At 38.9% G+C, this 12,807-nt stretch carries 7 protein-coding genes and 1 pseudogene; 3 read left to right on the top strand and 5 right to left on the bottom strand.

What is annotated here, in order from left to right; translation table 11 throughout:
- Positions 1-70: 70 nt before the first annotated feature.
- A pseudogene (locus tag QOS06_RS10130) lies at positions 71-710 on the top strand (sunset domain-containing protein).
- A 636-nt stretch (positions 711-1,346) separates the two neighbouring features.
- Here the strand turns inward: QOS06_RS10130 and QOS06_RS10125 are convergent.
- The 5 genes from QOS06_RS10125 to QOS06_RS10105 form a co-directional block, all read right to left on the bottom strand.
- Positions 1,347-4,448, bottom strand: a complete 3,102-nt coding sequence (locus tag QOS06_RS10125) for an AAA family ATPase (RefSeq protein WP_283596002.1) — start codon at positions 4,446-4,448, stop codon at positions 1,347-1,349.
- Position 4,449: 1 nt separating this feature from the next.
- The gene (locus QOS06_RS10120) at positions 4,450-5,568 is read right to left on the bottom strand and encodes an exonuclease SbcCD subunit D (RefSeq protein ID WP_283596001.1); all 1,119 of its coding nucleotides are present in this window, start codon (positions 5,566-5,568) and stop codon (positions 4,450-4,452) included.
- A 254-nt stretch (positions 5,569-5,822) separates the two neighbouring features.
- The gene (locus QOS06_RS10115) at positions 5,823-6,599 is read right to left on the bottom strand and encodes a tyrosine-protein phosphatase (protein ID WP_283596000.1); all 777 of its coding nucleotides are present in this window, start codon (positions 6,597-6,599) and stop codon (positions 5,823-5,825) included.
- Between the two features lie 96 nt (positions 6,600-6,695).
- The gene (locus QOS06_RS10110; protein WP_283595999.1) at positions 6,696-10,181 is read right to left on the bottom strand and encodes a DEAD/DEAH box helicase; all 3,486 of its coding nucleotides are present in this window, start codon (positions 10,179-10,181) and stop codon (positions 6,696-6,698) included.
- Between the two features lie 64 nt (positions 10,182-10,245).
- On the bottom strand, positions 10,246-12,096 hold the full coding sequence (locus QOS06_RS10105; RefSeq protein ID WP_283595998.1) for an LPXTG cell wall anchor domain-containing protein: 1,851 nt from the start codon (positions 12,094-12,096) through the stop codon (positions 10,246-10,248).
- 181 nt (positions 12,097-12,277) lie between these two features.
- Here QOS06_RS10105 and QOS06_RS10100 point away from each other — a divergent pair, with 181 nt between their 5' ends.
- Together QOS06_RS10100 and QOS06_RS10095 are read left to right on the top strand one after the other, a co-directional pair.
- The gene (locus QOS06_RS10100) at positions 12,278-12,520 is read left to right on the top strand and encodes a hypothetical protein (protein ID WP_066035957.1); all 243 of its coding nucleotides are present in this window, start codon (positions 12,278-12,280) and stop codon (positions 12,518-12,520) included.
- Positions 12,520-12,768 (top strand): type II toxin-antitoxin system PemK/MazF family toxin, encoded by a 249-nt coding sequence (locus tag QOS06_RS10095; RefSeq protein WP_080562286.1) that lies wholly within the window; start codon positions 12,520-12,522, stop codon positions 12,766-12,768. The genes QOS06_RS10100 and QOS06_RS10095 overlap by 1 nt, the downstream gene beginning before the upstream one ends.
- Positions 12,769-12,807 lie beyond the last annotated feature (39 nt).

The following is a 12,807-nucleotide window of genomic DNA, read 5'->3' as shown; positions in this document are numbered from 1 at the left end:
GACTCCTTTTTTAGTCTACTTTGAGTCTAACCTTGTTAGGCTTTTTTTGTTAAATGTTACGAACTAGCAAATCGCGTGTTTATTTATTATTCCAATTAACCAACACTCAGTACTTGCCAGTAATTTACCGCTCACCGTTAATATCCCAGACGGTAAGAATGCGCAAGCTACAAGCAAAGGGCTTAAGATTGATACTGAAGCAGACGGATCTGTCACTTTTTCAGGAAAGACTGAAGCCAATGCAACGATTAAAATTGTAAAACATGGTGGAAACAACGGTCGCTATACTGTCGAAGCCGATGATAATGGTAATTTTAGTAAGAGTCTAAAACTTGCTACTAGTACCAAGAAGTGTCGTTTCGATATTACCGCCACTAACGGTGATGATGATAAAAGTGCCAAAACAAGTTTTACTGTTACTAATACTACTCACGTAAAACCAGTTGTTGAAAGCGAATCATCTTTAGAAATATCATCGAGCAGCAGTAGCGAGGAAAGTTCAGCAGTTAATACAAGCAGCAGTCCAACTGCACCATCGAATAACGGTAATATGCGAACCGATCAGGCCGGTATGATCGTTGGTAATGCTCGTTCAAAAAATCTACCATACGCCTGATCAGCAAGGCTATCATATGAATTCAGCAAATGCGGTCTATTTCAACTCAGAAGCAGAAGCGCAAGCCGCTAGATACCGCAAATCATTAAGATAAATAATTTCAAAGTCATTATTGCCCTCCCCACAATAATGACTTTTTTATTATAAGAAAAAGCTAAGAATAATTTCCTAGCTTTTGAAATGAAGGCCGATTTGACTGTGGAAGATAATATGGAGTTAAAGAGCATTAAATGCATTTTTTAGGCCTTCACTTAAATATATACGGAAAAAGATAACATTTGCACTTTTTATTTTAAAAAATAAAGATCTCCTATCTGGTGGTACGTAAAAGAGCAGATAAGAGATCTTCACATTAAGATTTGTGGGAGAAGAAAGAGAGCGAGACAGGAATCACCTGTTACTTCATTTTTTGACGCGAACCTAACCTTTGGAGGCTACGCAATTATCAATAGTCACCAACAGCTTTGCCAAGCGATAATAGACTATTGTTGTACTGCGCTGTCATCTCGTCTATGGAAGCAACTTAGCTCATGTCACAACTCCCATTAGGAAAGTGATTGCAGACGAAGACAGCAAATAATGGGGAAAGGAGTCTATGAACGAACAAGTCTTCATCTCGCAAATCACCTCCCCTATAAATATATATACGCAAAAAACTGATTTTTGCACTTTTTATTTTTAAAGTTTTTTATCTAATTTCATCATCGCAAATTTAAATACTGTTCTAAACTTATATTTCATGCTGGTATGCGACATAACTACGGCCATTTCTTGATCGAACAATTAATTGATCTGGAATTTGCTCTTCCAGTTCAGTGATATGACTGATAATTCCAATTATCCGGTGACCTTCGAGTTCTTGAAGGGAATGAAGAGCATCTTCAAGGGCTTGCTGATCAAGGGAACCAAATCCTTCATCGATAAAGAGCGCATCAATCTTAATCCCCCCGCTTTGCTCTTGGACAATCTGACAAAGAGCTAAAGCAAGGGCAAGTGAAGCCATAAAACTTTCACCACCAGAAAGCGTCCGGGCACTTCGCGTTCTGCCAGCATTATCATCATATACATTAACTTCAAGCCCACTCCACTTGGCACCAGCCCCATGACTTTCCGTTGCTAATTCAAACTGGTAGCGACCATTAGTTAACCGGTCTAACTGAACATTGGCTGCTACTAAGACATCTTGAAAATATGCCTGTAATACATACCGTTCTAGGCTAACGTGGTTTTCGGTATTCCCAGTCACGACGTCTGTTAATGTTTGTAATTCATTAATTTCTTGATCAAGTTTTCCTGTTTTTTCAACTACCTTAATAATCTTTTGATCCGTTTCTTCTAATTGCTTATACTGCGCAGTTAACTGACCCATTTCTTGCTGATATTGCCGAAGTTGTTCACGCTCAGTATTAAGTTTGGTCTGCGTTGACGTAATATCTGGCATGGGATGATTATTGATGGCCTTAGTCAACCGCTCTTGTTGGGACTGATTATCCTGGACTTGATTCTCAAAGGTCGTTACCTGTTCACGTAATGATGACAATGTTGCTACTTGTTCACTAGCTTCTTGCCAGAAATTCCATTTAAGCTGGACATCATACTGCGCTAAAAGGTTCACAAGATATTGGTGTAAGTTATCCTGTTGCGTCGTTTGGGTGGCAAGTTCTTCTTTAGTCTGGTCGATCCGACTATTTGTCCCTGCTAATTTTTCAGCATTTTCTTGTCGTTGTTGTTGTAATGACTCAAGCTGGTTATTAAAGGCTTTGATCGTTAGTTGATCAGTTTGAATTTGCTTGTCAGCAGCTTCTTTAGTAGGAAATTTTGCTGGTAAAGCGGCTGTTTTTTCTTTCAGAATAGTCTGCTTGGCGATTAAATCCTGTTTGCAGCGGTTCACACTTTCGTCTATTTTATCTAATTCTTCTTGAGAGAACTTGGATTCTTGTTCCAATTCTTCCTCTTCTTGGCGCCATTCTTTAACCTGTTGTTCTATTTTAGCAAGATCAGTCTTCATTTGCGCTAGTTTCTGAGCCTGATTTTCGATTTGCCCTTCCCAATCCTGCGGTAATTCATCATCCCCTAATAGTTCGGCTAAATTTGCCTGCTGAGTTTCTAACTGTGTCGTTAAGTTAGCAATTTGGGCAACGCTTTGACGAACTTGCTCTCTTAACTGGTCAAGCGTACTACGGTTTTGTTGAGCTTTAACGGTTGCTGCTTTAACTTGTGCTTCCGTTACCAATTCACCATCATCTGCTAAATTTGCTGGATGGGGATGGTCAAGCGATCCACAAATTGGACAAGGGGTGGCTGGCTTTAATTTTTGAGCAAGAATGGCAATTTGGTGACGGGCAAAGCGATCATTCAAGTCATCCAACCTACTTTGCGATTTTTGAACGAGCTTTTCAGCATCCCCCTGCTCTTGCTTTAATTTCACGCAATTTTCCTTTTCAGATGAAAGTTCTGTTTCTAATTGCTTTAAATCTTTTCCAGCAGTCGTTAATTTTTCTTGAAGGCCTTCCTTCTTTGCTAGTTGAACTTGAACTTCCCCTAAGTTTTCATGCTCTTTTAAATTATTAGTAACAACCGTCAATTGCTGTTGAGCGTCTTGCAACTTCTTCTGGGAAGCAGCTTGCTGTTTTTCCTGCTGCTTTAAGTTTGTCTGTAGTTCATCGACAGTTGATTTTAGCTTATCTCGATCATCGAATAATGGTAGTTTATTCGTTAAGTCGGCGACCTCTGTTTGAAGCTGATCAATCTCTTCTTGCTGCTTGCTCGTTTGTTGTAGTTCGGTTTCAATTGTCTGCTGTTGCTTTTGAAGATTACGCAGGTCCTCATGGAGAATATTACTGTCCGCTGTTAATTTTTGGAGACGCTTTTCACCATCTTTCCACCGTTGATATTCTGTCTGGTGTTCTTGGTACCATTCAAGGATTTTTACTTGTTGCTTTATTTCTTGGATCTTTTCTGCTTGAGCTTGCAGTATTTCTCCAGCCTTGACAAGTTCAGCCAACGCCTCAATGTTCTTTTTCAACTCTTGCTCAGTATGAAGTTGGGCATCAAGCTGATCAACTTTCTTTTGCTGTTGCTGCTCATCATCGCCTAAATGTTTAAGATTAGCCTTTAGTCGGGATAAGTAATTTTTTGCTTCTGTTAACCATTCTTTAGTTGTTAATTGCGCATCAATCTCGGTTACGGTTTCCTTTAATGATTGAAGTTTTGTTTCTTGGGCCGTTAATGACTTCTTCTGTTCGCGCAAATCGTTTTTTAATTGCGTTGCCCACTGCTCATAACGGGACGTATTAAAGAGGTCTCTTAGAAGAGCTTCCTTCGTATTGCTATCTGAATCAAGAAACTGCCGAAACTTTCCTTGAGGGAGAAGAACAATCTGCTTAAATTGATCACGGGTTAGGTTGAGCAGGTCAGTAATAAACGTGTCTGCTTCCTTGATTTTAGTAATTTCATGGGGATGATCACTTTCAAGTGGGTAGATAAGGTCAACGGCTTGATTATGTTCAACCAAATTACCGCGACGTCCCTTTAAAACCTGTTTAGGACGACGCATAATTTGATATTTAAGATCTTGGTGTTCAAAAGTAAACTTCACCATTGTTTCTTGGTCAGCTGGTGCAAAATCAGAACGTAAAGCAGCTGCCGACCGATCACGATCATTGGTTGTTTGACCAAAAAGTGCATAACACATTGCATCAAAAATCGTGGTTTTCCCCGCACCAGTATTCCCTGCTACCAGAAATAAGGAATGCTCTGTGAACTGCGTAAAGTCAATCACTTGATGCTCATACGGCCCAAAGTAATGTAGTTCAATCGTTAATGGACGCATCCTATTCCTCCCCTTTCATAATTTGAGTCAAGGCCTTTTCTGCCCACTTCTTTTGGCAGTCTGTTAAATCATTTCCCATCGTTTGGGAATAAAAATCCGTAAGCAAATCAAGGGGCGATTCCTGAGCACGTTTCTTACTAAGGTTGAGTTGAACCTGCTCGGCCTGATGTGTCCGGTGAAGGCTGACAATCTTCGGATAATATTCGCGTAACTTGTTTAGTACATCGGGGATTCGTTCTTGGTCGGTCAATTCAATGTCATAAAAATCTTCCCGTAATGCTTCTTCAGGTTTTGTAGCCAGTTCAGTAAAACTCCCTTTCAAAAGGTGAATATCATGAGCTGGCGATAGTGGAACCCATTCGGCCTTAAAAGGTGCTGTATCAACAATCCAAACGCCTTTTTCTTGCTTGGCTTCCGATACTGAAAACTTCATTGGTGAGCCACTATACTTAATTTTTTCGTCATTTAAAGCATTGCGGTTATGAAGGTGACCAAGAGCAACATAATCAAAGGGAGCTAAAACATCTGTCGTGACTGCACTCAATCCGCCAACCTCAATCAAAATTTCAGAATCAGCCGTTCGCTTACTTCCAGCCGCAAAGAAATGGGCGACAAGAACATGCCTTTTATCAGGAGCAAAATGCTTTTCCATCTCAGTTGTAATCCGCCCCATCGCATCATTGACATTTTTAATCTTGTCATCATTAAAGTAGTTGCGAACCTCTTGAATCCCAAAGAATGGCAATAAGAAAAATTGGGTATTTTTGATTGTGACCGGGGTAAAAGCATTATTAATGTCAGTGTTTAAGAAAAATGACTGGTAAGCAAACCAATCGGTCCCCGTACTTAAACGGACCGCTGAATCATGGTTCCCACTGATTGCCAGTAAAGGAAAATGATCAGTCAAGTTTAAGTCTTGCAGCATCTGGTTTAAGAGCTTAACCGCTGCTTCATTGGGCACGGACCGATCATATAAATCTCCCGCAATCACTATCGCATCAACTTGCTGATCTTTGGCAATTGCTTCAATCTGCTTAAAGGTTGCTAGCTGATCATCAAGCAAGCTAAAATCGTTTAATGTCTTGCCAATATGCCAATCAGCCGTATGTAAAAAACGCATAAGTTCCTCCTAAAAATAGTGTCTCTAATATTATATATACGCAAAAAATCGTTAAATCCACTTAAAATCTTACATTTTACAGAAGGGAGCGAGACAGAAGTCACTTGTGACTTCGTTTTCGAGCCCCCGCAAGCAACAATAGGCCTTCAGCGTTCGACTTTGCCGGACGCTGAAGGCCATTGTTGTACTGCGCTATTTGTCTTTTACAAAAGTAACTTGATTTATGTCACAGTCTCTGAACTAATCTTAGTTTTTTAAAATAACCCAAATAATTTCTTACGTTGCTGAACCTTCTTAATCTGATGGCGACCAATTTCATCCCCATTAATGATAGCTCGCGCATTATCTTGGTATTCTTGAGCAACGTCAGCGCCAAATTCACGCGATAATTTGTCAAAGGCCTGCCGCATTTCGTATTTTCGTCCTGGAAGGTCATGAGCATCAGAAGCAAAGATATATCCTTGACCAGCCGCAATCAAGTTTTTACTGAATTTTTCAACTTTTTTACCAAACGTACCAACATAGGAACTGGCGGTGATTTGCGACAAGCACCCTTTTTCCAACATTTGATAAAGCAAGTCCGGTTCAGCCATGATCTTGGTATTCCGTTCAGGATGAACAACCACTGGCGTAATCCCTCGTTGTTGAAGGTTAAAAATCATCTGGTTAGTATAATGAGGTACATCATTGTCTGGAAATTCCAGCATCATATACTTCCCACTCTCATCAGCGAATAAAATATCATCATTATCAAGGGCTTCAATTAGATGACCATTAATTCGCACTTCTTGTCCAGGAAAGACAGTTAATGAAATATTATTTTTCTCTAGTTCTTCTTGAAATTCTTTTGTTCGCGCTAAAACATCTTGTTTATGGTTTACATAGTGCCCGTTCATATGGTGAGGGGTCAAAAGTGCATGGGTAACCCCGTTTTCTGTTGCTTCTTTTGCAAGTCGCAATGAAATCTCCATACTTTTTGAACCATCATCAATCCCCGGCAAAAGGTGACAATGCAAATCAACCATTACCATTCTTCTCATCCCTTTTTTCACATATTAATATTTTAAGTATAGCAAGTTATAGCGGGATTTTATAGGGACTTAAGATAAAACTTCACAAAACCTATATTATTTGAGAATGTTGAGAAGTGTCTCCTTGTTGATGACGGCATTTGCTAGCTCGTTTCCTGAAAGAATAGAATTGGCAAGAACTGCTTTCTTCTGTTGCATTTCAATGATCTTCTCTTCAATTGTGTTTTGTGCAATCATTTTGTAAATCGTCACGTTATTCTTTTGACCAATCCGGTGAGCCCGGTCAGTCGCCTGATTTTCAGCCGCAATATTCCACCACGGGTCAAAATGAATGACAACATCAGCACTCGTAAGATTTAACCCCGTTCCTCCTGCTTTCAGAGAAATTAAAAAGACAGCTGGCTGATCATAGGAATTAAATTCATCAACAAATTGTAAACGATCTGCTTTCTTTGTCTTTCCTTCAATCACAAAGTACTTAATTCCTGCTTTAGCAAGTTTTTCTTTTAAAATTGCTAATGCCGATGTGAACTGCGAGAAGAGTAAAATTTTATGATTATCTGCCACTTCATCCTTAATTAAGTTCATAGTTGCCTTAATTTTTCCCGAAGGACCACTGTACCCCCTATCTAACAATTGAGGACTGCAGCATAGTTCACGAAGACGAGTAATTTCTGCCAAGACTGCTAATTTATTCTGCTGAAATTCTTCATCATTCTGTTTTTGAATCTGTCTTATCAATCTTTGAGCCCGTGCCTGATATAGACTTTCTTGTTTACCAACCATGGGTGTTAAAAATACCTGTTCATTTTTCATCGGTAAATCATTAAGGACATCTTTCTTCAAACGACGGAGCATGAATGGTTGTACCAAACGTTTTAAGTCGTCCTGAGCTTGGTTATCCTGATTTTTAATAATCGGTCCTTCATATTGTTTGCGGAACTGCTGATAAGAACCGAGAAAACCAGGCATCAAGTAGTCAAAAATACTCCAAAGTTCGCTTAACCGATTCTCAATCGGAGTTCCAGTTAAAGCAAAGCGCTGCTTAGCATTGATCGCTTTGACTGTTTTAGCGGCAGCAGTTTGGGGATTTTTAATGTACTGGGCCTCATCAATAACTTCAATATTAAAGAGATGCCCTTCATAAAAATCAATATCTCGTTTAGCGGCATCATAGGAAGTAATAATGATATCCCTTTCTGTACTTTGCGCAAACTGTTTCCGTCGTTCAGCTTTACTACCATCAAGAACAGTTACTTTAAGGTCTGGCGCAAACTTTTTAATCTCATCTTGCCAATTATAGATAACTGCTGCTGGGGCAACAATTAAATTCTGTCCGTTTCCTTGTTCACTTAATAGAACAGTAATAATCTGCAGGGTCTTGCCTAGTCCCATCTCATCCGCCAGCAGTCCACCAAAATGATACTTCATTAAGGCCATTAACCACTGGACACCATCATATTGATAGGGACGCAATGTTGCATGAAGATTTGCCGGCACCTTAAAATCTTTCTGCGGAGTTTTAACATCAGTAACTAGCTGGCGCAATTCTGAAGTAGTACGATAATTCAATGCTTCTTGGTGGGATAAAAGATCATCAAGATAAAGAGCACGATACACCGGCAATTTAAGTTCTTCCGCAGTAAAATCACGTGATGAGATTCCCATTTTGCGCAATGTCTCAACTAATTCAGCTAGCGAAGGTTCATCCATCTTCAAGGTTTTCTTGCCCAATTGATAATACTGTTTATGCGGTCGAAAATCTCTTAGAATTTGCTTGATTTCTTTAGCGGTTAGTTGATCATCCCCAAAATCAAGCTTTAAAAGGCCAGAGTCAACGGAGATACCGACACTTACCTTAGTAAACGGCTGTTTGTATAACCCATTAAATGCAGGAGTAGCCTTAGCAATTCCTATTTCTTGTAATTCATTGACGCCAGTTGCTAGCAAATTTGTTGCCTCATCAACTAACAGAACTGCTCTAGTCCCGGTTTGATTAAACTTGGTGAAATATTTAGCTAGTACCTGTTCAACTCTTTGCATCAAAAATTGCGGAAGGTCATCAATTTTCTTAATTTTTTGTGTTTTGCCATCAATTTCAGTTGCCAAGTCACAATAAATTTGTTCGTCATGATAATCCAATAAGAAAACTACTGTTGGTAATGGAGGTAAAAACTTTGATAAATCGCGATCTTGGGGCAGCTCGACTGAAAACATCGACTGAAGCTTGGGCAACACATAGCGGTAAAACTCAGCCATAGTATCAACACCAAAGACAAGATCACTGGTTACTGGAAAAACAGGGTCTAACTTATTAGGGGTTATTCCTGTAAAAGCAGTCCAGGTATGGTCATCAAGGTGGTAATAGGCTGCCTGTCCATGAATAAGGTCAGCAGGAAGGTCAACACTAACATCAAGATGACGACTTGGATCGTCATCGGCACTATATGCTTTAATTGAAACTGTCGCTTCTAATGCACGTTCTTCCCGCTTAATAGGCACTTTCCACCGATTATAAAGTGTATTACCATTCTTTAATATTTGATCAACTTCATCCATAATCACGCCAGCCAGGGGCAGCTCATTTTTTACGGATGCTTCGTAATACCCATCGCGCGTTAAATCAGCGGTCGAGGATAGCTTGATGATCAAGTCTAACCATTGTTTGCTATCTTTATCAAGGTTTTCGGGGATAATTTGCTGATCAAAGAACTTTCCTAAACGAAGCCGCTCACCACGGGCAATCCCATTTGTTAAGGTTGTCAAGTTTGGAAATTTATACATATGATCTGGTACACCTGCCCGGAAGTAAAGGTATTGACCACCATCGTAGTATTCACCGATATTAGCAGTAATGATCGTCTGACTATCAGGAGCGCGATCAAGAAAATTAGCTAGCATTTGCCGGGCCGCTTCATTAGTATTCTCTTCAATATTATGTTGATCAAGGTACTTTAATAAGCAATAAAGGGCAACCATTTTAGCGATCTGTTGTCCTTCCCTTGTCTTTACAAAGTTTACCTGGACGTCCACAATCGTTTTTCGATTAAAAGCAACTAGCACTGAAAAGTAATATTGTTTAAAACGCCCAGCCACTGAATAATTCCACTTAGCTCCAGGAATTGTAAAATAAGCATCTGCAGCTTTAATTAGGATCTCAGAAATGATTTGAACATCGTCAAGATTAGTAAAGACATGTTCAATCAGCCGTAGCGGAAAGACTTCTTTACTTAGAAAACTCTGCGGATCAACTGGTAAACGGTTTGGCGGAAAAGCTGATTGAAAAACCTCACCTAACGATTTTTGCGGTTCAATATTTGCCGAACCATCATCAATCGCTTCTAAAGCCGCGGCCATGTGTTTACAACGATGGTTATCCTGCGCATAGGGACAATCACAATGAAGTTGAGAAAACTTTCCATTATGGTATCTACCAGTTACTTTATAAGCCCGATTTCCCTTAACGATTGCAGAAAAATTATCGTCTGCATCAAAAATTAAGCTTTTAACTCTGCCGCGATAGTAGTAATCTTTCCCTCGTTCATAAATTCGTTGTGCAAATAGATTACGCCAGTTACTCATGTGTTGATCCTTTCAAATATTGTATTTTCATTGATTATATAGACTAGCATGACGAAAAACAAATTTATTCGTACCGTTTAAGTATTGCCCCAATTCCTATTAGCCCAATAATAGCGCCAAGGGCAATAACCGGAAGTGAAGATTCATCCCCGGTTCGTGGCAAAATATTATTTGTTGTTTTATTCTTAAAAGACTTAGCTAATGAAGGCTGGACAATGTTATTCAGTGCTGCCTGACCTTTTATTACCCCGTTTGGTCGGACGGTATGTTGCTTGGTTTGCGAAGTCACCAATATTTCTGGTGCTGAGGTTTGATTATCATCATTAACTTCCACTACCTGGGCAGAAAGATCATTCGCACGCATATTATTTTCTTGGGTACTATCAATCGTTTTCTGTGCAGGCGAAGTCTCTTTATTAGCGTCTGCCTGTTTTTCTGTTGCGGAAACAGTAACTTGCTCGCTAGTTAAAATTACCGATCCATCAGGAAAAACAATCAAGACATCTTCAGTATGCTTTCCAAGATGTTGAAGATCGGCTGCAACTTTAGCATCATCTTTCCACACTACTTTTGTTCCCTGGGGTAGCTTATTTTCTTGTTCATCGCCGGGCAAAGTAATAACAGCTTTATTCTGATGATCATCATTTTCAACCGCAATCGCTGTCGTAACTTTAGGAGCAGGAGTTACTCCCGGCTCAACTGTTAGTGGTTCAAGGTTGATTAGCGAGCTATACTTTAAGGCATCAGTTTGTATAGGAAGTTTTTCTTTTGCTGACGCTAACTTTTCTTGTGAATTTGTCTTATTGAGAAGTGCTTGTAAGAGCTTCGTTTGCGCATTGATTGCTTGAGATTGAGCATTAGCACGATCTCCTTCAATTTGTGATAAGAGTACACTATCTTGCCAAGCTTTCCGTCTTGTTGAATCTAAATTACTTTTAGCATATGTAAGCTTTTCTTGTGTCTCAATAAGATTGTTAGTCACTTCTTCCAGCTGTGGCAAAAGATTCTTAGAAACACTTAAATAGTAATTTCCAGTTTCTAATTCTTTTTTCGCAATTGGCAATATCTCAGCAGTCTTCCTTTGGTCTTCTTCTATTATTTTATGATGCCAATCAATTATCTCTTGAATATCACTGATATCCGCAGATTCTAAATCTAGCCATGAACGCGAACGATCCTTTGTAATCCAATCATGATAATGTTGATATTGGTTAAAAGTACCTTTTTTCTTTTCAGCTATTATTTGATTAAGCTCTGCTAATTCCTTATTAACTGCATTTATTTCATAATTAATGGTGCCTAAGTTATAATAAGCCGGTGTATTTTTATAATCATTGTCAACAAAGCTCTGATTTCTTCTAATAACTTCTTTTAAGAGATCAATATTATCCCGATATGCTTTGAGTTTAAAATTCTTTTCCGCTTGTGCATTCTGTCCTTTATAACCATCATAGTTTGCTAAGTCAAATACTAAAGGTTTGTCTGAATTCATCATAGTATTTAAATAGAATACCGGAACTTTCAGTATTCGCTGATACTCTTGTTGATACTTTGTTAAGTCACTTTGAACATTATCAAATTCTTGCTGAGCATTATTAACAGCCTGATTTGAACTATTGCTTATTTTTTCCTGTACCTTTGCTTGAGAATCCGCGTCTGCCAAATTTTGATTAGCAATATTAAGATCATTATTTGCGGTTGCTACATCAGCATTGGCTCTATTCACTGCGTCTTGGGCTGTACTGACATTTCGCTGAGCTTGTTGGTTCGTATCAGGCAGCGTTTGTTGAATAGTATTTTTACTATTTTGTACTGTATCAGCTTTAGCGGAATTACTAATGGCCGTCACCCCCGTTGTAACAGCCATTACCGTCGCAGTTGTTGCTAAACTCTTCTTTAATTTTCTTTTCTTCATAAATAAAAACCACTTAATTATATTTAAAATTACAAAAGGCCAGTCAGTGCATAACGTTGATTGGTCTTAATAATCTTTATCATTTTAGCATACTTTATACTACTTTCGTGAACGTCCTGGTAAAGGTCTTTTTCTTTTACCATTTTAGTATATACTGAGTATACATATAAGGAGGGGTAATATGACTGTTAAACTGAGACAAACTGGTAATTCAAGAACGTTAACCGTACCGTCAGGAATTAAAGTAACTGGAGAAGAATATACCGTAAAGAATGTTGGTAAGACAATTGTATTTACCCCTGTTGCAAAAAGGAAAAATATTTTTGCCACCAAAGATTGGAAAGAATACGATTATCAAAAAGATATCGAAAACGACCCAGCATTACAGCCAGTAAAACAAGTAGGACGTGAGGTAATTGATTAATGGAATTTCCTAAAAAGGGAGATATTATAATTGCCGATGCAGAACTTCACGCAGGACATGAAATGGGTGGACATAATCCTAAAAAAGGAAACATCCGCAGACATTATGTTGTCATGAGTACATCCGCCTATAATGAGGCAACCCATATGTTTATTGGGATGCCAATCACAACCGCTAACTATTCTAATAATCCTCGTTACATGCCCATTTTATTGAACTACTCCCACTTAGCTAAACCTACGGTTTAATGCTTGAAGTGGGAGATTCTGGAAACATCGCATACTTAC

The organism is Limosilactobacillus sp. DJ3M12 (assembly GCF_947381695.1).
Taxonomy (GTDB): domain Bacteria; phylum Bacillota; class Bacilli; order Lactobacillales; family Lactobacillaceae; genus Limosilactobacillus; species Limosilactobacillus kinnaridis.
The sequence above is the reverse complement of the archived record's forward strand: the minus strand, read 5'-3'. Positions and strand labels throughout refer to the sequence as shown.

Bases quoted from the DNA above. Each gene is read 5' to 3' on its own strand.
- QOS06_RS10120 (WP_283596001.1), bottom strand. From the start codon at position 5,568: ATGCGTTTTTTACATACGGCTGATTGGCATATTGGCAAGACATTAAAC.
- QOS06_RS10100 (WP_066035957.1), top strand. From the start codon at position 12,278: ATGACTGTTAAACTGAGACAAACTGGTAATTCAAGAACGTTAACCGTA.
- QOS06_RS10115 (WP_283596000.1), bottom strand. From the start codon at position 6,599: ATGGTAATGGTTGATTTGCATTGTCACCTTTTGCCGGGGATTGATGAT.
- QOS06_RS10095 (WP_080562286.1), top strand. From the start codon at position 12,520: ATGGAATTTCCTAAAAAGGGAGATATTATAATTGCCGATGCAGAACTT.
- QOS06_RS10125 (WP_283596002.1), bottom strand. From the start codon at position 4,448: ATGCGTCCATTAACGATTGAACTACATTACTTTGGGCCGTATGAGCAT.
- QOS06_RS10105 (WP_283595998.1), bottom strand. From the start codon at position 12,096: ATGAAGAAAAGAAAATTAAAGAAGAGTTTAGCAACAACTGCGACGGTA.
- QOS06_RS10110 (WP_283595999.1), bottom strand. From the start codon at position 10,181: ATGAGTAACTGGCGTAATCTATTTGCACAACGAATTTATGAACGAGGG.